The organism is Yersinia sp. 1252 StPb PI (assembly GCF_048593885.1).
Taxonomy (GTDB): domain Bacteria; phylum Pseudomonadota; class Gammaproteobacteria; order Enterobacterales; family Enterobacteriaceae; genus Yersinia; species Yersinia enterocolitica_E.
This window is the reverse complement of record NZ_JAZGQE010000021.1, coordinates 1-24,092: the sequence shown is the minus strand read 5'-3', so window position 1 is coordinate 24,092 and position 24,092 is coordinate 1. Positions and strand designations below refer to the sequence as shown.

The window sequence follows — 24,092 nt, the reverse complement described above, 5'->3', positions numbered from 1 at the left end:
TGGACCTTAACGGTCCCGTTCAAGGAACCTCTAAAAACTGACTGCATGCCGGCTTTTAGAGATTCCCTACCTTGAAGCAACCCGGGAAATACATTCCCCGGGTTAATAAACTCACATCATGCACTACGTTGCAACTATCATTCGCTACCCTGTAGCTATCAATCACTACACTGTAGCTATACCTGCGCTACGCTGTAACTATCATGCGCTACGCTGTAACAACATAGACTTAATGTGACCAATTGCTTTGGTCGGGTTAAGGCCTTTAGGACAAACACTGACACAATTCATGATGCTATGGCAGCGGAAAACACTAAAAGCGTCGTCCAGGTCATCCAACCGTGCTGCTGTTTCGGTATCACGGCTGTCAATCAGGAAGCGATAAGCAGCCAGTAACCCTGCCGGGCCGACAAACTTATCTGGATTCCACCAGAATGACGGACAAGATGTCGAGCAACAGGCGCACAGGATGCATTCATACAAACCATCCAGTTTTTCGCGCTGTTCCGGGGATTGCAGATGCTCACGTGCCGGCGGATTTTTGCCATCATTCAACAGGTAAGGTTTAATTTTCTCGTACTGAGTATAAAACTGCCCCATATCGACCACTAAATCCCGCACCACCGGTAACCCCGGCAATGGGCGAATCACAATCTTTTTATTACCCTTTTGCAATGCCGAGACTGGCGTAATACAAGCCAGACCGTTTTTGCCATTCATATTCAAACCGTCTGAACCACACACACCTTCACGGCATGAACGGCGAAACGACAGGGTAGGATCTTTTTCTTTCAACTGGATGAGCGCATCCAGCAACATCATATCCCGGCCTTCTTCCGCTTCCAGCTCATAATCCTGCATGTGCGGCGCGTTATCGATGTCCGGGTTATAACGATAAATTGAGAACTCAAGTTTCATGACCTTTTCCTCCGCAACGGGTTAGGTTTAACCCTATCAACACAACACATGCATTAATAAGAACGCACTTTCGGCGGGAATGCCGCGCGTAGCTTAGGCTGCATGTTTACCTCACGGCGGGTCATGCTCTCAGTGTCTGGCAAATAGAGCGAATGGCACAGCCAGTTAGCATCATCACGGTCCGGGAAGTCGAAGCGGCTATGAGCACCACGACTTTCGGTACGGAAGTTTGCTGATACGGCAGTGGAAAACGCAGTTTCCATCAGGTTATCCAATTCCAGACATTCAATACGCTGGGTATTGAACTCGCTGGAAGTGTCATCCAGACGGGCATTTTGCAGACGTTCGCGGATAGTTCTTAACTCTTCCAACCCTTTCGCCATCGCATCACCTTCGCGGAATACCGAGAAGTTATGCTGCATGCAAGATTGCAGTGCTTTGCGGATCTCAACTGGATCTTCACCTGAACGGGTGTTGTTCCAACGGTTCATTCGTTCCAGTGAGGCTTCAATATCTGATTCGCTGGCATCGCGGCTAGCACCCTGCTCCAGTAATGACTCTTGCAGATGCATACCGGCGGCACGACCAAACACCACCAGGTCCAGCAATGAGTTGCCCCCCAGGCGGTTGGCACCGTGGACGGAAACACAGGCGATTTCACCGACCGCAAACAAACCAGGGATGACAACATCTTCACCCTTTTCATTTACTGTAATTGCCTGGCCGGTCACTTTGGTCGGAATACCGCCCATCATGTAATGACAGGTTGGAATAACCGGAATAGGCTCTTTAATCGGGTCAACGTGAGCAAAGGTGCGAGATAACTCAAGGATGCCCGGCAGACGGGATTCCAGCACATCTTTACCTAAATGATCTAACTTCAGTTTGGCATGTGGGCCCCAAGGACCATCACAGCCACGACCTTCACGGATTTCAATCATAATGGAACGTGCAACCACGTCACGACCCGCCAAATCTTTGGCGTTCGGGGCATAACGTTCCATAAAGCGTTCACCGTGCTTATTCAGCAGATAACCGCCTTCACCACGGCAACCCTCGGTAACCAGCACCCCCGCCCCAGCGATACCCGTCGGGTGGAACTGCCACATTTCCATATCCTGCACCGGTACACCGGCACGCAGTGCCATCCCCACGCCGTCACCGGTATTAATGTGCGCATTGGTGGTTGATTGATAGATACGACCCGCACCACCGGTGGCCAGCACCGTGGCCCGCGCTTTGAAATAGACCACTTCACCGGTTTCAATACAGATAGCCGTACAGCCAACAAAGGCGCCATCCTGATTTTTCACCAGATCCAGTGCATACCACTCAGAGAAGATAGTGGTGTGGTTTTTCAGGTTTTGCTGATAAAGGGTGTGTAATAGCGCATGGCCGGTACGGTCAGCGGCTGCCGCAGTTCGCGCCGCCTGCTCACCGCCAAAGTTGCGCGATTGCCCACCAAATGGCCGCTGGTAAATGCTGCCATCTTCTAAACGGGAGAAAGGTAACCCCATATGTTCCAGTTCGAGTACCGCCTCTGGACCGGTTTTACACATATATTCAATGGCATCCTGGTCACCGATATAATCGGAACCTTTTACCGTGTCATACATATGCCATTCCCAGTTATCTTCATGGGTATTACCCAGCGCCACGGTAATACCGCCCTGCGCAGATACCGTATGGGAACGGGTAGGGAAAACTTTAGATATCAGGGCACAAGACAGCCCCATTTGTGAAATTTGCAGTGCGGCGCGCATACCTGCACCACCTGCACCGACGACAACAGCGTCAAACTCTCTGACCGGCAGTTTCATTTAAGCACCCCACACCACAATTGTTCCATACAATAGATAGACCAGCAGCGTAACCACGACGGCCAGTTGTAACACCAGTCGTACCGCTAGCGGCTTTATATAGTCCGTTAATACCTGCCACAGACCAATCCAAGCGTGAGCCAGAATCGACAGTAAGGTCAGCAGGGTAAATACTTTTGTGATGTGCGAGGCAAAAAAGCCGCGCCAGATTTCATAGGTGATGTCCGGGACAATAACGACGAAGCCCAGGATATAAAGAATATAAAGAGTGATGACGATTGCAGAAGCACGCAGTAACAGCCAGTCGTGTACTCCATTACGCCCTAACGCAGAAGCATTGCTTACCATACGAGGACTCCAGCTAAAACTGACAGCACCAAGGTTAACACCATTGTTACTTGGGCGGAGCGGGTCCCCGCAGCCAAGCTCTCTTCGATGTAGCCAAAATCCATAAGCAAGTGACGGATGCCACAGCAAACGTGATAGGCCAGTGCAGTAAGTATTCCCCAGAAGATGAATTTAACAATAAAACTATTCATGACAGCCGCTGCTTGCATGAATCCCTCTTGCGAGGAAACAGACAAACCTAACAGCCAAAGGAGGATACCAACGGCAACGAAAGTAATTACGCCAGAGACTCGGTGTAAAATGGACGCTATCGCAGTAACGGGAAATCGAATCGTTTGCAGATCCAAGTTGACAGGTCTTTGTTTTTTCACGGTTTTGCCCACACAGCTCTTATTATTTTCCTTCCTCCGGGCCTTGTTGGGATCAGACAGCGTTAAGAGCCGAAACCCTTCACATCGCACATTTAAACATAACATCCTGCATGCCTAGATGACGTGTTCTATATAACGCTGGGTGCTCCTACTTCAGGGTAATCCGGAGACCTGGCGGCAGTATAGGGGGTTCACATTCTTATTACAATTCCCACACAAACCGATTGGTAACATTTCCCCTGAACAGTGATTAGGATCACGATTTACACAATTTATATAAAATTAATTATCTGATTTGACAAAGAATAAACATTTCCATTACAACTAGGGTAGAAATAAGCCCTATGATGCACTAAAGGTCTGCGGATACACTTCCCCATAAGCCTAAGTTATGCAACAGTGTATTAAGTGAATATCCCCATAGATATCGTAGGCAATGAACTATAAACGATAAGCATCCGACAAATCGTTAACAACTTTGTAACGTCGCTATCGATCCAGCCTCTCGGATCGCTGGCCGCATTGGTAAGACACTCTGTACCCTAAATCATGTTTTAATCGTGAATAAAACGTTTAATCGTGAATCAAACAGAGCAGTGCCGATAAGATAATGCCCTACAGGCATCTAAGACATTCCAGTTGTTAGCGGTTTTTAAAATAAGCGCGAAGGAGACTGTAAATGGCTGATAAAAAAGCGACGCTGAATCTGGCAGGCGAAGCTGCGATTGAACTGAAGGTTCTATCCCCAACCCTCGGCACTGACGTGATCGACGTCAGCACTTTAGGTTCTAAAGGGTATTTTACCTATGACCCTGGGTTTACCTCTACCGCGTCCTGCGAATCAAAAATCACGTTTATCGATGGTGATAAAGGGATCCTACTGCATCGTGGATACCCTATTGATCAATTGGCAAAAAACTCTACTTATTTGGAAGTTTGCTACATTCTGCTGTACGGCGAAACACCCACAACAGAAGAGTATGAAACCTTCAAAGCGACAGTAACCCGCCACACCATGATCCACGAGCAAATCACCAGCTTGTTCCGTGGGTTCCGTCGCGACTCACATCCGATGGCTGTATTATGCGGAGTGACCGGTGCACTGGCCGCGTTCTACCATGACGCACTGGATGTAAACAACGAGCGCCATCGTGAAATTACCGCCTTCCGTCTGCTGTCTAAAATGCCAACAGTGGCTGCCATGTGTTACAAATATTCCATCGGCCAGCCCTTCGTTTATCCACGTAACGACCTGTCCTATGCCGGTAACTTCCTGCGTATGATGTTCTCCACACCGTGCGAAGAGTATGAAGTCAACCCGGTGCTGGAACGCGCGATGGATCGTATTTTTATCCTACATGCCGACCACGAACAGAACGCCTCTACCTCTACCGTGCGCACCGCCGGTTCTTCGGGCGCTAACCCGTTTGCCTGTATCGCCGCGGGGATAGCATCTCTGTGGGGGCCAGCTCACGGCGGCGCGAACGAAGCCTGCCTGAAAATGCTGGAAGAGATTAAATCTGTCGAGCACATTCCAGAATTTATCAAACGCGCGAAGGATAAAAACGACTCGTTCCGCCTGATGGGCTTCGGTCACCGCGTGTATAAGAATTACGATCCGCGCGCTACGGTGATGAAAGAAACCTGTGATGAGGTATTGAAAGAACTCAAACTGGAAAATGACAGCCTATTTGCTGTCGCGAAAGAGCTGGAACGTATCGCACTGGAAGACCCCTACTTCGTTGAGAAAAAGCTATATCCAAACGTGGACTTCTATTCAGGTATCATCCTGAAAGCCATGGGGATCCCGTCTTCAATGTTTACCGTGATGTTCGCGATAGCCCGTACCATTGGCTGGATTGCTCACTGGAATGAAATGCACGATGAGGGCCTTAAAATTGCCCGTCCGCGTCAGCTTTATACCGGTTATGCCGAACGTGACTTCAATAGTCAACTGAAGAAATAAGCAGAGTAGTTAGGCTGTTTATGACGAGAGCGCCACCTGTGAAGGTGGCGTTTTTTTATAGGAAAATCAGTGGATCGCGCCGCCTGATATGTGCAGATCGTGTTCAATTTGCATGGCAATAGAGATAGCCAGTTCTAAGGCTACCAGCACTGAATGTGTTGACATACTGGGTGCTCCGGGGTGAGCTACCGCCTGTTCCGGCAGATAAGGGATATGAATGAAACCACCCTTCACCTCACTATTGAGCTGATTTAATCGATGCAATAACCCGTACATCACATGGTTACAGACATAGGTTCCGGCCGTCTGGGAGACCGAGGCCGGAATGCCCGCCTCACGGATACCCTGCACCATCGCCTTGATGGGCAAACGGGTAAAGTACGCCGCCGGGCCATCCTCAACTATCGGCTGATCTACCGGTTGATTCCCCAAATTGTCAGGAATACGGGCATCATCAACGTTAATAGCTACCCGTTCGATAGTAATATCGGCGCGTCCCCCGGCCTGACCGACAGCCAACACCAATACTGGCTGAATCTCATCTATCGCGGCATTCAACGCAGTTAATGCTTCACCAAAGGCGCAAGGCAACTGGCGAGCCACCACTCTGACCCCACCCAGCATTAAATCATTCAATTGTTTGACCACTTCCCAAGAAGGATTTACTCGCTCCCCACCAAATGGCTCAAACCCGGTAATTAATACACTTCTCATCACCACTCCTAGAGGAACATCAGGAAATACAGCAAGAATACGTTAACAATCAAAAGAGTCACCCCGGTTGGAATCTGGGCTTTAATCACCGCATTCTTATCCGGCAACTCCAGTAACGCAGCAGGAACGATATTAAAGTTGGCTGCCATCGGGGTCATTAAGGTACCGCAGTAACCTGAGAACATACCAATAGCTGCCATCACTGCGGGATTACCGCCGTGTTGCAATACTAAAATTGGAATACCGATACCGGCAGTAACGATGGGGAAGGCAGCAAAGGCATTACCCATGATCATGGTTAACAGTGCCATGCCAATAGCATAGACCGCCACGGCGACAAAGCGATGATCGACTGCCAGATATTCCTGTGTCAGATGGGCAATAGCGGTTCCGACCCCGGCGGTGGTAAACAGCAGGCCAAGGGTGGCCAATATCTGTGGCAAGATAAATGCCCAGCCGATGGAATCGAGCAAACGCCGAGCTTCCTGCACCGGTTGTGCCGCGGTTTCGTGGGTCATGACGACCGCAATAATCAAACCGAGAACACAACCAACAGTCATCGAGAATAAGGTGACTAAGGTGGCGTGGTTGCCGGTACCAAACAGCCATTGATCCAGCGCGGGGATATTGTTAAACAGCAGCACACCAATAACCGTCACCACCGGGATAGCCAATGCCGGGATGAACAGCCGATTCCCCAAACGCTTGGCACTCACTTCGCGCTGTTCTGGAGTGCGTTGATGATAGCTACCCAGTTTTACCCCACCAAAACCGGCAATCAGCGCCATAATCACCACCACCACACCGACAGTAATATTCAGAATGCGCTTCTCATCCGGCCCCTCGCCCGCCAAAGTATTGGCCAGACGATAGGTCCAATCGCCCACCAGGAAAATCAGCCCGTATAACCCCCAAAATAAGCCGGTGGTGATACGACGTGGGTTGGCCTTATCACGAAATGACATTAACGCGACAATCAACAGCACTACGCCAGCCAGCCAATAAAGATATTGTTGTTGGAAAATCATTTTGCGTCTCCCTTGGTAGCCAAAGCAGACTGACTCAGTGCGGTTAACTCAGCGGCGAGATGTTTATCCAAACGTTGCAAACGGTAGGCGTGGATCAGGAAAGCACAAATCGCAGTCGGGATACCCCACAACGCAATGTGTAACGGCTCGGTCTGAATGCCACCGGATTCCAGCATAAAGTTGTGCATAAAAATAATCGCACCGAAAGCGACAAAAATATCTTCACCGAAGAACAACCCAACGTTATCGGTCGCGGCAGACATTGCACGCAGGCGATAACGCACTTTCTCCGGTAACTCACCATAACGGGTTTCAGCCGCCCCTTCTGCCATCGGTGCCAGTAATGGCCGTACCATTTGCGGATGACCACCCAGACTGGTTAAACCCAGCGCGGCTGTCGCTTCACGCACAAACAGATACACAATCAATAAACGGCCAGAGGTGGCACTTTTAATTTGTGAAATCCACGCCTGCGCTCGCTCTTTCAAGCCGTGGCGCTCCAGCAAGCCGATAACAGCCAGTGGCAGTAACAGAATCAGAGGTAGGTTGCGGGTATTGAGAAAACCTTCACCCAGTTTTTCCAAAATAGTGGCCATTGGCATTAGCGCCGCCAGACCAGTGATGATGCCGGCGGTAATCACCACCAGTACTGCGTTGATGCGCAGTAAAAATCCAATTACGATCGCCGCAATACCAATTAGCGGCCAAAGGTTTACCGTTTGTTCCAAGGTGACTCTCCTGTCCTAAAGTGTTGTTATAAAGTGTGATATGTATCTAATTGATGAAGCCATTCCACCCGGGCCAGGCGGTTATAATTTTTACTGCCCAACGTCCATCTTACTGCGCGGTTACCGTGATATTTTGCTGCTGAAAACTGTGGCGTAAACGGCGGGCAAAATCCAAGGCATGGGCGCCATCACCGTGGACGCATACTGTATCCGCCTGTACCGCTACCCAACTGCTATCACGAGCCTGAACCTGCTGACGCTGCACCATTGCCAACGTTTGTGACAACGCCAACTCGTCACTTTCAATTAAGGCATCTGGCTGGCTGCGCGGCACTAGAGTGCCATCAGGCTGATAGCGGCGATCAGCGAATACCTCTTGTCGGGTCACCAAACCTGCGCGCTCACCGGCACGGACCAATTCGCTTCCCGCCAATCCAACCAGCCGTAACGACGTGTCCACGGCTTTCACCGCTTTCGCTATTGCATCCGCCAGCAGAGGATCAACCGCCGCCTGGTTATACAACATGCCATGAGGTTTCACATGTTGCATCACGCCGCCCTCCGCCTTCACGATGGCTGCCAAGGCACCTAATTGATAAACCACTTGGGCATACACCGTCTCAGGGGGTAACTGCATCGCGGTTCGACCAAAATTCTCGCGATCAGGGAAACTCGGATGCGCACCGATAGCAACGCCATATTCCATAGCCCAGCGCACCGACTGGCGCATGGTCTGCGCATCACCGGCATGAAAGCCACAGGCAATATTGGCTGAACTGACCAATTGCAGCAGTGCTTGATCATTAGCGCAGCCTTCACCTAAGTCGGCGTTTAAATCAATCTTCATTTGGCCTCCGTCGCATCGAATCCTTGCTGTAAACCCCATGCGATCTGTTTTAAGAAATGCTGTTGCTCCGCTTTGGCCCGCAGCGCCTCCTCAACTGTGCATGGCACAAAATGCACCGGTTCGCCGAGCCTAAGCTGAGCTAAATGGTAAAGATCTGCTTCGATAACACAGGCAATGCGCGGATAACCGCCGGTTGTTTGCGCGTCAGCCATCAGCACAATCGGTTGGCCGTTGTGCGGCACTTGCACCACGCCGGGTAATAATCCGTGGGATAACATCTCGCGGTCCGTGGTGCGCGCTAATTCGCGCCCGGTCAGGCGATATCCCATACGGTTGCTCTGTGGGCTGAGTTGCCAGGCTTCACGCCAAAAAGCACCCTGTGCGATATCGTCGAACTCATGATATTCCGGGCCAGGAACAGCCCGGACACGGTTACCAAATAACAGTTGTTTGATACCGACTGATTCACGTGGTAAACGCGTAGCTTGGCCTAATGGCAGGGTGTCGCCATCTTTGATCAGTCGCCCCTGATAACCGCCAAAACCGGCTTTCAGGTCGGTGCTGCGTGAACCCAACATCTCCGGTACTGCAATCCCTCCAGAGATGGCTAAATAGCTGCGCATTCCCCGATGTGGCACACTGAGTTTTAGCTGCTGCCCCGGCTTGACCGGATAACGCCAGCCGGTCCACAGCAACTGATTATCAAGTCGGGCATCGCAACCGGCTCCTGTCACCGCTATCCAGCCTGGTTGCGTAAATTGTGCCGTAAACTGACCCAGGGTAATTTCCAGCCCGGCAGCATCAGGCTCATTACCTACCAGCATATTTGCCATGCTGAGCGCCGGTAAATCGAGTGCCCCCCCCTGACTGATTCCCAAACGGCGAAAACCGCCACGGCCACTGTCTTGGACTGTGGTATAAATACCTGAACGAATAATATTCAGCATACGCCCTCCTTTAAGGGCAGGAAGCGCACATTATCGCCGGGCCGTAACAAGGTTGGCGGCATCTCCAGCGGGTTAAACAGTGCCAATGATGTGCGGCCAATAAGTTGCCAGCCACCGGGCGTTGCCAGTGGATAGATACCGGTTTGGCTACCGCCAATACCGACAGAACCGGGTGCTACCACTAAACGTGGTTCAGCACGCCGTGGCGTGGCGAGCTTTTCCGGCATCCCCCCCAGATATGAGAAGCCCGGCTGGAACCCCAAAAAATAGACGATATAGCTCGCGCCAGCGTGGCACTCCACCACCTGACGCTCTGTCATACCGGTGTGACGAGCCACTTCAGCCAGGTCTGGGCCTGCCTCACCGCCATAAATCACTGGAATGGTGATATCACGTGATTCAGGCACTAATGATTCGCTCTCTTCCCACCAGCGTTGGAGGCGTTCAATGGCGTCCAGCGCCGTATTTTGTGGATCTGACAATAATAGAGTCAGATTATTCATACCCGGAATCGCTTCAAGGACATCAGGATGATGAATCAGACGATCAGCCAAGCCCCAGATCCGTTGCTGGCTTGCTAATGTTACCGGCGGTTCCAATTCCAGAACCACCGCACTCTCTCCCAATAAATAGCATCGTGCTCTTTGCACTCCCGTCCCCCTAAGACATGTATAGTTTTTATTTTCATTAGATAAATAGCTTTTATAAGGACATATTTATGCGTTAGCACCTAACTGCTGTCAATAGAACTGAATCAACCAATAGATATCAGCAATCACTAGATTCAATGTAAATAATGAAATTAACCGCTGGAAACCGCGTATTTTGAAGTTTTTTACGAAGGAAAGAGGTAAATAATCGATTCTTTTCTTATTTAGAATCAGGCTATAGAGAGCAAATATTCTTAAAAACTGTCGGTTTATCATCCAACTATGACCAGATGGTGATTTTAAATAGCCAGAGAGAGGATAAAACCTTTTTTAAAGTATGGTTTAATTGCACATAAACAAGGAGATATCTACAGTAGGTTATGCACCGATACTTATTACCAGTGCATAATGTTGCATAATGGTCAGGCGGGATTGGGGATATCGATAAAGATAACTTCAAATTGATGCTTGCTAGCCAACCATTCGCCTAACGCCTTGATGCCGTAGCGCTCAGTGGCGTGATGCCCCGCAGCATAAAAATTCACGCCCATCTCCCGGGCAATATGAATTGTTTGCTCTGAAACTTCACCAGTGATAAATGCATCAACACCAAAATCAGCCGCTTGTTGGATAAAACCCTGCCCGCCGCCGGTACACCAGGCAAGACGACGCACATCTACTGGCGCTCGATCACCACAATGTAATACCTCACGGCCCAACAACTTTTCCAGTCGTTCACGTAAAATTACCGCATTTAACGGTGCATCAAACTCACCATAAGGTAAGAAAGATTCAATTTCACCCACCCCCCGAATACCCAGTAATTTAGCCAATTGCGCGTTATTGCCTAATTCAGGATGAGCATCCAGTGGCAAATGGTAGCCATACAAATTAATATCGTTGGTAAGCAATGTTTTCAGCCGGTTACGTTTCATTCCACGCACCACGACCGGTTCATTTTTCCAGAAATAACCGTGATGAACCAAAATAGCATCAGCCTGTTGCCCAACCGCAGCATCCAATAGTGCCTGGCTGGCGGTCACGCCGGTGACAATGCGCTTGATCTCTTCGCGCCCCTCAACTTGCAAACCATTGGGTGCATAGTCTTGAAAAGCCGAGATATTCAGTTGGTTATTGAGTAGAGTTTCCAGTTCGGTATTGCGCATTTCATCAGCCTTAAAAAATATAAATGGGTAGTTAAAAACGCTGGCTATCGCCTTGCTCCATCAGGATAAAATTAACCCCCATATCATTGCCTTGTTGCAACTCAGTGGCAATGGTTTTACGCACATCTTGCCCCTGTTTAAATGAAGGTTTTATATGACTGATAACCACCGGTAGCCCCTTTAATGGTTGGCCTTCACCGCTGTATTTCTCCAGATTTTTCAATTCCTTCAGCAACCACTTAGGCGTCATATGGCCGTACAACTTGCTATCAGCAACGTCATTGGGGAAAGAAACTTCGATTATCATCCCTTTCAATTGCTGCTGTTTAACCTTTTCGGCCAGGTTGCGCCACACCGTATCCAGATTTTTCGACTTTTCCATCTCATCCGGGCCAGTATCACCAAAATAGGCAAATGACTGATTATTACTGCTGATCAATAACATAGCAGAGGGGGACTTATCATGGCTCAGTGGATACAATTCCCCCGTCAAACGGGTTAAGCCCAGGCTTAGAGGTTGATTTGGCCGCACCATCTGCATGCGATAGGTTCCCAGCCGGGTACCGCTGCCGCTGTCAGTAAAGTTAGGCCAGACACGCCAGTTAAAATAGTAGTTTCGCAATACATCAATCGTGTCTGCCGAGGCATAAAGGGTCTTTTTGCTGTCTTCCGGCGAACCGATAATCAGGCCGGAAACATGGTCAAGATGGGCATGACTAAGAAAATAGCTGTTGATGCGCTGGCGGAAGATATAACCCTGACGTGTCAGCGGGGCGGCGGTTTCATCGGTAATCTCGGGGAAAGCGCCCTTCTCCAGAGCTTTGGCAATACCCGGTAACACCGAACCGGCATCCAGAGCTAAATAGACCGGCTGGCTATCATCACGAATCAGATAAGATGTCAGATTGCCATCGCTGACACCCCCATCCACCCCCAGTGCCACCACCTCAAAACCGGCCGCTGCCAGCGAACTATATAGGCTAAACGATAAAATCAGCCCGGCGTTAAGCACCATGTGGGTTATCTTATTGGTACATAACGTGGGTTTCGTTAAAACATGGGTTTTAGTTGAAACACAGAATTTAGTCGAAATATATGTCAAAAACATGCAGGCTCCTGGTGATTAGGGATCCTTGCGGCCATCCCGCTTAGCGGCTTCAAATGCCGCGAGTGTAGCCAATCTGGCCAGCTTATGATCCACCAGCGGTAGTGGGTAATCCAGATGTTGCTGTTGCCGCTGCGCCCAGCGCCATGGCTGATGGATATCACTGTCTGGCACCCTCGCCAGCTCAGGTAACCAACGGCGGATAAAAACGCCGCTCGGGTCAAAACGCTCGCCCTGGGTGGTGGGATTAAAAATACGAAAATAGGGTGCAGCATCAGTACCCGTGGAGGCAGCCCACTGCCAGCCGCCATTATTGGCAGCCAAATCCCCATCCAATAGCTGGGACATAAAATAGCGTTCGCCGTGTCGCCAATCGATCAACAGATCTTTAACCAGAAAACTGGCGCTGATCATCCGCAGGCGGTTATGCATCCAGCCGGTTTCATTCAACTGCCGCATAGCTGCATCAACAATAGGGTAACCTGTTTGCCCCTGCTGCCAGGCAAGCAGTTGCTGTTCTGAGTGATGCCATATTACGCCATCAGCCCAGTCAATAAAGGGACGATGCTGGCATAAACGCGGATAGGCCACTAACAAATGGCGATAAAATTCACGCCAGATCAACTCATTAAGCCAAGTAAAAGCACCACCGTCGGAGTTTTCCAGCAACGCGGGGCATTCTGCCAACAAGCGGTTAAAGCATTGACGGGGCGAAAGTATCCCCAACGCCAGATAAGGTGACAAACAACTGGTCCCTGCCACAGCAGGCAAATCACGTTGTTGCTGGTAGTCCTGAACCTGCTCGCGACAAAAACTGCGCAGGCGGTGTAATGCCGCCTCTTCGCCTGCCGGAAATAATTGGCTATCTACCGGTTGTTGCGGATAGTCAAACGGGAGCAGTGGTAATGGCATGGCAGCTACCACGTTATCGCGCGTTTTTGGCGCAGGGACACAGCGGCATTCACTCATCATTAAACGCTGAATAAAAGCGCGGCGAAACGGGGTAAATACTTTGTACATCTCATTATTACCCGTCAGGACACTGCCCGGCGGCAATAACACACTGTCATCGAAACGGTGACAGGTAATGGTGTGACCGGCTTCTTGCCGATGATTGAGCCGCGTCACTAGCGCCCCATCTCGCAGTTGTTCATTTAACTCATACTGTTGGTTATAAAATAGCGCATCCACTTGCTGCTGCTGACAAAAATCATCCAGCCAGATAATGGAATCCTGAAAATTATCACACTGATGATAGTGTAGCGGTATCGCCCGTATAGCCAGTGCGTGCTGTAACTGTTGTAGGTTTTGCAGCAGGAAGGTGGCCTGCCGGGGAGCCATATCATGTGCCGCCCATTGTGCCGGCGTGGCGATAAATAGCGCAATCACAGTGGCTTGTGGGTCCTGACAAGCGGCATGCAGCGCCAGATTATCCGTTACGCGTAAATCATTACGAAACCAGACCAGATGCGTCGCCATGCCTTATCCTTGTGCCGAGTAAAATGTAAAATAGCGTTGTCCGGCCAGATACTCATTCGGGAATTCAACCAAGTAAGCATTTATTTGGCCGATAGGGACACTCAAAGGCAACTCACCTACCCGATACTGCTCGATAAGCTGTGCCAATGCCTGACGTTGTGTTGACGTAAGGTAAGGCCGAAAATAGCCCTGTACATGCATTAATACGTTGGTGTGATTGGCGGACGTTGGCTGATGAGACAACAAATGCAGTAAACGCTGGCGATACTCATCAGTAAACTCAATTAATGATGACCATCTATCCATTGAGGCAATAAAAGGACCAATTTCGCGGTATTCAGGCTGCGAATGCGCCAACAGCACTAACTTATACCGGCTATGAAAATCCATCAATTGGCCACGCGTTATGCCTGCTGCATATAACGCATCAAGCTCGTCTCGCGCATGGCAGTACTCAATACTGTGGGTTACCTGATTACTCTCCAGCATTCTATTCTCCCTTGGCCTTGGCAGCTTTTCTCATCACAGCATAACAGTTGTTGCCCGAGAACCACGCTATTGCTTGATACCTTTATATCTGGGGCAGATATCGCAGGCAGTAAAAAGCCCGCGAGTGTTAACCCACGGGCCATTAATTTTACGCCGTTTTTATCTGCGAGCAACTTACTGATTTATCTCAGTAAAAATCCTGTATTGCCGATTCAGACTGTGCCAACCACACCGGCTTATCACTGGTTTTAGCCCAAACCCGGTGCAGGTAACTGTAAAAGCGGGCACGGTCTTTGCGGAAAAACATCACCGGCAGTGCCAGTAAACCGACCAGAATCACTGCGCTCCGGCGCAAGAGAACCTGATGCAATGGGTATGCGTTGTACATGGTCATAACGATCCTCCTTTAAAACGCCTTTGTGTAACAGCCAACTCGGTTAAACAGAGAGTCGATTTACAACTTGGCGTTGAAAATAAAATAAACAAAATTGGAAACTGGACAAAATTTTACCGTATCGGTTGAAATTTTACCACTCATCCGACCACTCAATTGCATCAAAAGCCGAAAAAAATTGTCAATTCTGTAATTTTGTTACAGTAAGGTTAATTTAAAACCAATCATTGGTTACATTACAGTTATGTACTCTTTAGTAATTGGCAAATTATATGTATTGACTTAGTGCCTAACCCTTCAAGGGCCAGAATTGGCGATACTGCGCTGCCACTGGTTAATTTACACCCATTTCATGTCTGTTTTTTGACCGTCTTTATACTTTTTTTACACCTCACGGCCATTTTTTATCAGGAACTTTTCGCCCGACTTCATAAGCTGTTGTTATCAAAAATAAGCGTTGTGGAGGTGTATCGTGAGTTTCAGCATCATTAGTGGTGCGCTGTTGGTCTTACTGCTTCTTGGCTATCTGGTTTATGCCTTGTTTAATGCGGAGGATTTTTAAATGGCAGCGTCAGGATTTCTGCTTATCGCCAGCTTCATGCTGGTGTTGTTGGTGCTGTCCCGCCCGTTGGGGAGCTTTTTGGCTCGCATAATCGAAGGCGAACCCTTTGCGCCATTGCGCCAAGTCGAGGCCGGTTTATGGCGTTGTAGCGGTGTAAAAAATGAAGAGATGAACGGCTGGCAATATGCGCTCGCCATTCTCTGCTTTAACTTACTGGGTATTGCCTTGCTGTTCACGCTGTTGATGGCGCAAGGTTCGTTACCGCTAAATCCTGAACACATGCCGGGTATGTCATGGCATCTGGCCTTAAATACCGCGGTCAGCTTTGTCACTAACACCAACTGGCAAGCCTATAGCGGCGAAAACACCCTCAGTTATCTCAGTCAAATGGCCGGTCTGACGGTACAAAACTTCCTCTCTGCCGCAACCGGCATTGCCGTCGCTTTTGCTCTGATCCGTGCCTTTGCCCGCCATTCGGCCCACACATTGGGAAATGCCTGGGTCGATCTGGTGCGCATCACCTTATATGTGTTGCTGCCGATTGCGCTGATTATCGCACTAATTTTCGTCAGTCAGGGGGTATTACAAAACCTGGATGGCTACCTGCATATCACCACCCTTGAAGGGGTAAAACAGACCCTACCAATGGGGCCGGTAGCCTCGCAGGAAGCCATAAAAATGTTGGGGACCAACGGCGGCGGTTTCTTTGGCGCTAACTCCGCACATCCATTTGAAAACCCAACTGCTTTTAGTAACTTTGTGCAGATGCTGGCGATTTTCCTCATACCCTGTTCACTCTGTTTTGCCTTCGGTCAGGTGGTGGGTGATAGCCGTCAGGGCCATGCGCTGATCTGGGCTATGTCACTGATTTTTGTGGTGGCCGTAGTCGTGGTGATGTATGCAGAACTGGCCGGTAACCCGCACTTAACTCAGTTAGGTGCCGACAGCAATATCAATATGGAAGGTAAAGAATCCCGCTTCGGCATTCTGGCAACCAGTATGTATGCCGTGGTCACTACCGCAGCCTCTTGTGGGGCCGTTAACGCCATGCATGACTCCTTTACCGCCTTAGGTGGCATGGTACCGATGTGGTTAATGCAGATTGGCGAGGTGGTGTTTGGTGGGGTCGGTTCTGGGTTATACGGCATGCTGCTATTCGTGCTGCTGACCGTCTTTATTGCCGGGTTGATGATTGGTCGTACCCCTGAATATCTTGGCAAGAAAATTGACGTATTTGATATGAAAATGACCGCGCTGGCCATTCTGGTCACCCCGGCTATCGTGCTGCTGGGTACCGCACTGGCACTCTGCACTGATGCCGGGCGGGCGGGGATTCTTAACCCCGGTGCGCATGGTTTTAGCGAAGTTCTCTACGCCCTCTCCTCTGCGGCCAACAATAACGGCAGCGCCTTTGCTGGCCTGAGTGTCAATACGCCGTTTTATAACCTGCTGCTGGCTGCCGCCATGTTCTTCGGCCGCTTTGGCGTGATTCTGCCGGTATTGGCCATTGCCAGCTCATTGGTGACGAAGAAGCGGCAACCCGCGGGTAATGGCACGCTGCCAACCGCTGGACCACTATTTATCGGTTTGCTGGTAGGTACGGTGCTGTTGGTCGGCGCATTGACCTTTATCCCAGCGCTGGCCTTAGGTCCGGTTGCTGAGCATCTGCAAGTTTGGTTAGCACATTGATGAGAGAACTACTATGACACGCAAACAACGCGCGATTTTTGAGCCAGCACTGGTTCGTACTGCGCTTATTGATGCCGTGAAGAAACTGGACCCACGCGTCCAATGGCGTAACCCAGTGATGTTCGTGGTCTATCTGGGGAGTTGGCTGACCACTCTGATTTGGCTGGCGATATTAAGCGGCCAAACCACCGGTAGTGCCATGTTTACCGGCAATGTGGCTCTGTGGCTGTGGTTTACCGTGCTGTTTGCCAACTTCGCCGAAGCTTTGGCCGAGGGGCGCAGTAAAGCGCAGGCAGAAAGTCTGCGTGGGGTGAAAAAAACCAGTTGGGCCAAAAAACTGTCAGAAGCCCGCTTTGATGCGCCACAGGAGAAAGTCTCCGCCGATAGCTTGCGCAAAGGCGATGTGGTGTTAATTGAAGCTGGCGATACCGTGCCCTGTGACGGCGAAGTGCTGGAAGGTGGTGCATCCGTTGATGAAAGCGCCATTACCGGCGAATCTGCTCCGGTTATCCGTGAATCCGGTGGTGACTTCTCTTCCGTGACCGGCGGTACCCGCGTGTTGTCCGACTGGTTGGTAGTTGAGTGCAGCGTTAACCCCGGCGAAACCTTCCTTGACCGGATGATCGCCATGGTTGAAGGCGCGAAACGGCGTAAAACCCCTAACGAAGTGGCGTTGACCATTTTGCTGGTGGCTCTGACCATTGTCTTCTTACTGGCGACGGCGACTCTCTATCCGTTCTCGGTGTTCAGTGTTGAGGCCAATCATGCCGGTTCACCGGTGACAATTACGGTACTGGTGGCGCTGCTGGTTTGTCTGATCCCAACCACCATCGGTGGCCTGCTATCAGCCATCGGGGTTGCCGGGATGAGCCGGATGCTGGGCGCTAACGTGATCGCCACCAGCGGGCGCGCGGTGGAAGCTGCCGGTGACGTTGATGTGCTGTTGTTGGATAAAACCGGCACTATCACACTGGGTAACCGCCAGGCGTCTGAGTTTTTACCTGCACCGGGTGTCACCGAGCAACAACTGGCCGATGCCGCGCAGCTCTCGTCTTTGGCGGATGAAACGCCAGAAGGCCGCAGTATCGTAGTGTTAGCGAAACAGCGCTTTAACCTGCGCGAACGTGACTTGCACAGTCTGAATGCCACCTTTGTGCCTTTCTCGGCACAAACACGGATGAGTGGTGTGAACGTGCAGGACAGAATGATCCGTAAAGGTGCTGTGGATGCTATTCGCCGCCATGTCGAGTCCAATCAGGGCCATTTCCCGCGGGCAGTGGAAGACGCGGTGGAAAGTGTCGCCCGCACCGGTGGTACGCCACTGGTAGTGGCCGATGGGCCACGGGTGCTGGGTGTAGTGGCGCTGAAAGATATCGTCAAAGGTGGCATCAAAGAACGTTTTGCCGAGTTGCGCAAAATGGGCATCAAAACAGTGATGATCACCGGTGATAACCGCCTGACAGCAGCCGCCATTGCCGCCGAAGCGGGTGTGGATGATTTTCTGGCGGAAGCCACGCCAGAGGCCAAACTGGCATTGATTCGCCAGTATCAGGCCGAAGGCCGATTGGTGGCAATGACCGGTGACGGTACCAACGACGCCCCGGCACTGGCGCAGGCTGACGTCGCCGTGGCGATGAACTCGGGAACACAAGCGGCGAAAGAAGCTGGCAACATGGTGGATTTGGATTCTAACCCAACCAAGTTGATTGAGGTGGTGCATATCGGTAAACAGATGCTGATGACCCGTGGCTCGCTGACCACCTTCAGTATCGCCAACGACGTTGCTAAATATTTCGCCATTATCCCGGCTGCATTTGCAGCTACCTATCCGCAGCTTAATGCCCTGAATGTCATGCAGTTGCACTCCCCGGCGTCGGCCATACTGTCGGCGGTTATTTTTAACGCGCTGGTGATTATGTTCCTGATCCCGTTAGCACTGAAAGGGGTGAGTTACAAGGCGATGAGTGCAGCGGCGCTGCTGCGTCGTAACTTGTGGATCTATGGGCTGGGTGGCCTATTGGTGCCGTTTGTCGGTATCAAACTGATCGATCTGGTACTGACCGCCCTAATGATGGGCTGAAAACTCAGTAATTAATGTTTGCAATGGCCACGGCGTGTTTTGCTGGTGGCCGCTATTAAGACCGAATAGAGAGGCAATATCCATGTCATACCTGCGACCTTCATTGGTTCTACTGATATTACTGACACTTATCACCGGGATAGCTTATCCTCTGCTGACTACCGGATTGGCAAAATTGATGTTTGCCGAGCAAGCGCGTGGTTCACTGGCGATGCTGGGTGATGAAGTTGTCGGTTCTACCTTGCTAGGCCAAAACTTTACTCAGCCAGGCTATTTTGCCGGCCGCCCATCGGTAACAGCAGATATGCCTTATAATCCAATGGCCTCTGGTGGGAGTAATCTGTCCATCAGCAATCCCGCACTGGATCAGGTTATCAGTGAGCGAGTAACATTACTGCGTCAGGCTAACCCGACACAAACTGGCCCAGTCCCGGTTGATTTGGTGACAGCATCAGGCAGTGGTCTGGATCCCAGTATTTCATTGGAAGCGGCCTATTATCAGGCTCCCCGCATCGCCAGCGTGCGCCAGATGCCATTGTCTGAAGTGAAGCAGTTGATTGATAGTAGTGTGCAAAAAGCGACACCGAACTTCTTCGGTGAATCAGTGGTGAATGTGCTGAATCTGAATATGGCGTTGGATGCCCAAAGCCCGGTAAAAGTACCGATCAACCCGGCAAAATCTTAAGGACATAACATGGTGGATGCAGAACCAACCCGCCCCGACCCCGACAGCCTGCTCGCAGCAGCCAATGAGAAGACCCGTGGCCGGCTGAAAGTGTTTTTCGGGGCCTGCGCGGGGGTGGGCAAAACTTACGCCATGCTGCAAGAGGCTCAGCGCCTGCGGACCCAAGGGCTGGATGTATTGGTTGGTGTAGTGGAAACACACGGGCGTAGCGAAACCGCAGCGCTGCTCGAAGGGCTGACCATCCTACCGCAAAAGCGAATTCATCACCGCAATCGTCAGGTACGTGAATTTGATTTGGATGCGGCCCTGGCACGCCACCCGGCCCTGATCCTGATGGATGAGCTGGCGCACAGTAATGCCTATGGCTCGCGCCATCCGAAACGCTGGCAGGATGTTGAAGAACTGCTGGATGCGGGCATTGATGTGCTGACCACCGTCAATGTACAGCATCTGGAAAGCCTGAATGATGTGGTCGGCGGCGTGACCGGTATCCGGGTGCGGGAAACCGTGCCCGACCATATGTTTGATGAAGCCACTGAAGTGGTTTTGGTCGACCTCCCCCCCGATGACCTGCGCCAGCGGCTGAATGAAGGTAAAGTCTATATTTCGGGTCAGGCGGAGCGAGCCATCGAGCACTTCTTCCGTAAGGGCAATTTAATCGCCCTGCGCGAACTGGCACTGCGCCGTACCGCGGATCGGGTTGATGATCAGATGCGTGCTTTCCGTGACACTCAGGGGCGCGAACGTGTCTGGCATACCCGTGATGCCATCTTATTGTGTATTGGTCATAACAGCGGTAACGAAAAACTGGTCCGAACTGCTGCCCGGCTGGCAGCCCGATTGGGGTGTATCTGGCATGCAGTCTATGTGGAAACCCCCCGTCTGCATGGCCTGCCAGAAGCGAAGCGCCGGGCCATTTTACGCACATTAAAATTGGCGCAAGAGTTAGGAGCAGAAACCGCTACGCTGTCAGAACCCCGTGAAGAACAGGCCATCCTGCGTTACGCCCGAGAACATAATCTGGGGAAAATCATCATTGGTCGCCGCACGGAAAAACAGTGGAAACTGCGTGGTAGCTTTGCAGATCGCTTGGGCAAGCTGGGGCCAGATCTGGATTTGGTGATTATTGCACTGGAGGGCGATACCCCCCCCAATGTGGTGAAAGAGAGTGATTCTCGTACCTTTACTGAAAAGTGGCGGATGCAACTGCGTGGCTGTGCGGCAGCCATCGGCTTGTGTGCCCTGATTACGGTGTTATCGCAGTGGCTCATCCCCGGTTTCGATCAAGCCAACCTGGTGATGGTCTACTTACTGGGTGTTGTGATTATTGCACTGTTCTATGGCCGCTGGCCGTCAGTCTTGGCGGCAGTGATTAATGTCGCCAGTTTCGATCTGTTTTTTGTTCAACCACATTGGTCACTGGCGGTCACTGATGTGCAGTATCTGGTGACGTTTGGCGTGATGCTGATTGTCGGTATCGTGGTGGGTAATCTTACCGCCGGGGTGCGCTATCAAGCCAGAATTGCCCGTTATCGCGAGCAGCGCGCCAGACATTTGTATGAGATGTCGCGCGGATTAAGCCGTGCCCTAACGCCTGCGGATATTGTCAAAACCAGTCGTCATTTTCTCTCCAGCAGTTTTCAAGCGAAAACTGACCTGTTACTGCCACAAGAAGATGGACGCTTGCAGCAAGTCGCCACTGACGAAGGCGGCGCACTTTCTGTTGATGTGGCTATTGCCCGCTGGAGTTTTGACAAAGGCGCACCAGCAGGTGCCGGTACCGACACCCTGCCCGGTGTCCCCTATCAGTTATTACCGTTGACCGCCTCCAGGCAAACTTTTGGCGTGCTGGCAATCGAACCTGCCAACCTGCGCCAATTAATGGTGCCGGAGCAGCAGCGCTTGCTGCAAACCTTTACCAGTCTGATCGCCAATGCTCTGGAAAGGCTACATCTGGCCCGCAGTGCCGAATTGGCAAAACTGGATGCCGAACGCGAGCAACTGCGTAACTCACTGCTGGCGGCACTATCTCATGATTTACGTACCCCATTGACGGTGCTATTCGGTCAGGCCGAAATTTTGACGCTGGATCTGGCAGCGGAAGGTTCACGCCATGCGCCGCAAGCCAATCAAATCCGCCAACAAGTGCTGAGTACCACCCGACTGGTGAATAACTTATTGGATATGGCGCGTATTCAATCGGGTGGGTTTAATCTACGTAAAGAGTGGCAATCACTGGAAGAGATCGTGGGTAGCGCCCTGCATATGCTAGAAACCGCCCTCAATCATCATCACATCAACGTCGAGTTACCGGATGAAATGGTGTTGATCAACTGTGACGGCAGCTTACTGGAACGGGTATTTATCAATTTGTTGGAAAATGCGCATAAATATGCCGGTCAGGGGGCATTGCTGGGGATTCGGGCCGCAGTACAAGGTGAGTGGCTAAATGTAGAAGTATGGGATAATGGCCCAGGAGTGACCCTTGGGCAAGAACAGCTAATCTTTGATAAATTCTCCCGAGGCAACAAAGAGTCAGCCATTCCCGGTGTCGGCTTGGGTTTAGCCATTTGTCGTGCCATTATTGATGTACACGGTGGGCGCATCTGGGTTGAGAACAATAAAGATGGCGGTGCTAGCTTCCGCTTCACGCTACCACTAGAGCGCGCGCCAGATATTGATGGTGAAAACATTGATAGTGAACACCTTGATGCTGAAAAATGATATACCCTAAATAATTCGTGTTGCAGGAAGGCGGCAACTGAGTAAGTCCCCGGGAGCTTACATAAGTCAGTGACCGGGGCCGCTGCAAGCAGCTTGAAGTATGACGGGTATGAGGAGAAGTGACTATATCCCCGACTAACATTCTAATCGTAGAAGATGAAAAAGAGATCCGGCGCTTTGTTCGTATTGCGCTGGAGAGTGAGGGCTGGCGAGTATTCGAGAGTGATACCTTGCAACGGGGGCTAATTGAAGCCGGTACCCGCAAACCGGACCTGATTATTTTGGATCTGGGGTTACCAGACGGCGATGGGCTGACTTATATTCAAGACCTGCGCCAGTGGAGTGCCATTCCTATTATCGTCTTATCGGCTCGTAACAATGAAGAAGATAAAGTGGCCGCGTTGGATGCCGGAGCCGATGACTACCTAAGCAAACCATTTGGAATCAGTGAGTTATTGGCTAGAGTGCGGGTTGCTTTGCGCCGCCATAGCGGTGGTAGTCAGGAAAGCCCGCTGGTGGGCTTTGCCGATATCAGCGTTGATCTGATTAATCGTCAGGTTACCCGTGCCGGCGAAAATCTGCACCTGACACCGATTGAGTTTCGCCTGCTCTCTGCATTGTTGACGAATGCCGGTAAAGTCATTACCCAGCGCCAGTTATTAAGCCAAGTCTGGGGGCCAAATTATGTCGAACACAGCCACTATCTGCGTATTTATATGGGCCATTTACGGCAGAAATTAGAAACAGACCCGACCCGCCCTAAGCATCTGCTAACTGAAACCGGCGTCGGCTATCGCTTTATCCCGTAACATCTTGTGTGATATAAAAATTTACATTGATACTAGGAAAATAGCTGTCAGCGGCGTAGCATCAAACTTTTAAATGCTAATAGGTCTTATTATTCATGAGTACTTGGTTGATTTACGCCCTGTTATCTGCCTTCACTGCCTCTCTGGTCGCTATCTTCGGTAAAATCGGCTTGCAGCAGTTGGATGCCAATACTGCGACCGCCGTTCGTGCTGTCGTGATGGCGCTGTTCCTGGTCGGCGTGGTGCTAGCTCAAGGGAAATTCAATCTGATCGGTGGGGTATTGGCAGATAAAAAAGCCCTGCTATTCATTATTCTCAGTGGTGTTGCAGGTGCGTTATCCTGGCTGTTTTACTTTATGGCTATCAAGCATGGCAATGTCTCTCAAGTGGCCCCGATTGATAAACTCAGTGTAGTTTTTGCGGTGATTCTGGCGGTTATCCTGTTTGGTGAAAAAATCTCGCTGGTGGCGAGTTTGGGCGTCGCACTGATTACCGCCGGTGCTTTGCTGGTGGCATTGGGGTAATAACACATTCACCAAATCAATAACAAAGACCTCATTATAATTCATAACC

Annotated in this window: 23 protein-coding genes; 8 read left to right on the top strand and 15 right to left on the bottom strand. The window is 50.7% G+C overall.

The window, feature by feature from the left end; translation table 11 throughout:
* Nucleotides 1-201: 201 nt before the first annotated feature.
* Genes V2A85_RS05425 through sdhC form a run of 4 tightly spaced genes read right to left on the bottom strand, consistent with a single transcriptional unit; the run spans nt 202 to nt 3,469 of the window.
* A complete protein-coding gene (locus V2A85_RS05425; RefSeq protein WP_083159601.1) occupies nt 202-918 on the bottom strand; it encodes a succinate dehydrogenase iron-sulfur subunit in 717 nt (238 codons plus the stop codon).
* Nucleotides 919-971: 53 nt separating this feature from the next.
* Nucleotides 972-2,738, bottom strand: a complete 1,767-nt coding sequence (gene sdhA / locus V2A85_RS05420) for a succinate dehydrogenase flavoprotein subunit (RefSeq protein WP_083159603.1) — start codon at nt 2,736-2,738, stop codon at nt 972-974.
* Nucleotides 2,739-3,086 (bottom strand): succinate dehydrogenase membrane anchor subunit, encoded by a 348-nt coding sequence (sdhD, locus tag V2A85_RS05415; protein WP_050098880.1) that lies wholly within the window; start codon nt 3,084-3,086, stop codon nt 2,739-2,741.
* Nucleotides 3,080-3,469, bottom strand: coding sequence for a succinate dehydrogenase cytochrome b556 subunit (gene sdhC, locus V2A85_RS05410; protein WP_372558360.1), 390 nt, complete (start codon nt 3,467-3,469; stop codon nt 3,080-3,082). Before sdhC ends, sdhD begins: the two co-directional genes overlap by 7 nt.
* A gap of 667 nt (nt 3,470-4,136) precedes the next feature.
* On the opposite strand from sdhC, the gene V2A85_RS05405 reads away from it, so the two are divergent.
* Entirely contained in the window at nt 4,137-5,423 is a 1,287-nt protein-coding gene (locus tag V2A85_RS05405; RefSeq protein WP_372558359.1) for a citrate synthase, read from the top strand.
* Between the two features lie 66 nt (nt 5,424-5,489).
* Here the strand turns inward: V2A85_RS05405 and pcp are convergent, their stop codons facing one another.
* From pcp to V2A85_RS05350, 11 genes are all read right to left on the bottom strand, one after another.
* Entirely contained in the window at nt 5,490-6,137 is a 648-nt protein-coding gene (gene pcp / locus V2A85_RS05400) for a pyroglutamyl-peptidase I (protein WP_420071017.1), read from the bottom strand.
* A gap of 8 nt (nt 6,138-6,145) precedes the next feature.
* Complete coding sequence (locus tag V2A85_RS05395) at nt 6,146-7,165, bottom strand: DUF979 domain-containing protein (RefSeq protein WP_372558357.1); 1,020 nt, start codon at nt 7,163-7,165, stop codon at nt 6,146-6,148.
* Nucleotides 7,162-7,893, bottom strand: a complete 732-nt coding sequence (locus tag V2A85_RS05390; RefSeq protein ID WP_372558356.1) for a DUF969 domain-containing protein — start codon at nt 7,891-7,893, stop codon at nt 7,162-7,164. The genes V2A85_RS05395 and V2A85_RS05390 overlap by 4 nt, the downstream gene beginning before the upstream one ends.
* 109 nt (nt 7,894-8,002) lie before the next feature.
* Nucleotides 8,003-8,740, bottom strand: a complete 738-nt coding sequence (pxpA, locus tag V2A85_RS05385) for a 5-oxoprolinase subunit PxpA (protein ID WP_420071016.1) — start codon at nt 8,738-8,740, stop codon at nt 8,003-8,005.
* The gene (pxpC, locus tag V2A85_RS05380; protein WP_372558355.1) at nt 8,737-9,687 is read right to left on the bottom strand and encodes a 5-oxoprolinase subunit PxpC; all 951 of its coding nucleotides are present in this window, start codon (nt 9,685-9,687) and stop codon (nt 8,737-8,739) included. Before pxpC ends, pxpA begins: the two co-directional genes overlap by 4 nt.
* The gene (gene pxpB, locus V2A85_RS05375) at nt 9,681-10,337 is read right to left on the bottom strand and encodes a 5-oxoprolinase subunit PxpB (protein ID WP_050086195.1); all 657 of its coding nucleotides are present in this window, start codon (nt 10,335-10,337) and stop codon (nt 9,681-9,683) included. Before pxpB ends, pxpC begins: the two co-directional genes overlap by 7 nt.
* 422 nt (nt 10,338-10,759) lie before the next feature.
* Nucleotides 10,760-11,503, bottom strand: coding sequence for a type 2 GTP cyclohydrolase I (locus V2A85_RS05370; RefSeq protein ID WP_372558354.1), 744 nt, complete (start codon nt 11,501-11,503; stop codon nt 10,760-10,762).
* A 31-nt stretch (nt 11,504-11,534) separates the two neighbouring features.
* A complete protein-coding gene (locus tag V2A85_RS05365; RefSeq protein ID WP_372559846.1) occupies nt 11,535-12,518 on the bottom strand; it encodes an MBL fold metallo-hydrolase in 984 nt (327 codons plus the stop codon).
* A 108-nt stretch (nt 12,519-12,626) separates the two neighbouring features.
* Nucleotides 12,627-14,087: a deoxyribodipyrimidine photo-lyase gene (phrB, locus tag V2A85_RS05360; RefSeq protein ID WP_372558353.1), complete on the bottom strand. Its 1,461-nt coding sequence runs from the start codon at nt 14,085-14,087 to the stop codon at nt 12,627-12,629.
* A gap of 3 nt (nt 14,088-14,090) precedes the next feature.
* A complete protein-coding gene (locus V2A85_RS05355; RefSeq protein ID WP_083159615.1) occupies nt 14,091-14,576 on the bottom strand; it encodes a YbgA family protein in 486 nt (161 codons plus the stop codon).
* Between the two features lie 187 nt (nt 14,577-14,763).
* Nucleotides 14,764-14,970: a YbfA family protein gene (locus tag V2A85_RS05350; protein ID WP_420071015.1), complete on the bottom strand. Its 207-nt coding sequence runs from the start codon at nt 14,968-14,970 to the stop codon at nt 14,764-14,766.
* Nucleotides 14,971-15,442: 472 nt separating this feature from the next.
* On the opposite strand from V2A85_RS05350, the gene V2A85_RS05345 reads away from it, so the two are divergent.
* From V2A85_RS05345 to V2A85_RS05315, 7 genes are all read left to right on the top strand, one after another.
* Nucleotides 15,443-15,532, top strand: a complete 90-nt coding sequence (locus V2A85_RS05345; protein WP_032907040.1) for a K(+)-transporting ATPase subunit F — start codon at nt 15,443-15,445, stop codon at nt 15,530-15,532.
* Nucleotides 15,533-17,221, top strand: a complete 1,689-nt coding sequence (gene kdpA, locus V2A85_RS05340; RefSeq protein ID WP_420071014.1) for a potassium-transporting ATPase subunit KdpA — start codon at nt 15,533-15,535, stop codon at nt 17,219-17,221.
* A gap of 13 nt (nt 17,222-17,234) precedes the next feature.
* The gene (kdpB, locus tag V2A85_RS05335) at nt 17,235-19,301 is read left to right on the top strand and encodes a potassium-transporting ATPase subunit KdpB (RefSeq protein ID WP_372558350.1); all 2,067 of its coding nucleotides are present in this window, start codon (nt 17,235-17,237) and stop codon (nt 19,299-19,301) included.
* 82 nt (nt 19,302-19,383) lie between these two features.
* Nucleotides 19,384-19,986, top strand: coding sequence for a potassium-transporting ATPase subunit KdpC (kdpC, locus tag V2A85_RS05330; RefSeq protein WP_083159620.1), 603 nt, complete (start codon nt 19,384-19,386; stop codon nt 19,984-19,986).
* 9 nt (nt 19,987-19,995) lie between these two features.
* Nucleotides 19,996-22,710: a two-component system sensor histidine kinase KdpD gene (kdpD, locus tag V2A85_RS05325; RefSeq protein WP_420071013.1), complete on the top strand. Its 2,715-nt coding sequence runs from the start codon at nt 19,996-19,998 to the stop codon at nt 22,708-22,710.
* Nucleotides 22,711-22,829: 119 nt separating this feature from the next.
* Nucleotides 22,830-23,519 (top strand): two-component system response regulator KdpE, encoded by a 690-nt coding sequence (gene kdpE / locus V2A85_RS05320; protein ID WP_420071012.1) that lies wholly within the window; start codon nt 22,830-22,832, stop codon nt 23,517-23,519.
* A 95-nt stretch (nt 23,520-23,614) separates the two neighbouring features.
* Nucleotides 23,615-24,043 carry an EamA family transporter gene (locus V2A85_RS05315; RefSeq protein WP_372558348.1) on the top strand — a complete coding sequence of 143 codons (429 nt, stop codon included), beginning with the start codon at nt 23,615-23,617 and terminating at the stop codon, nt 24,041-24,043.
* Nucleotides 24,044-24,092 lie beyond the last annotated feature (49 nt).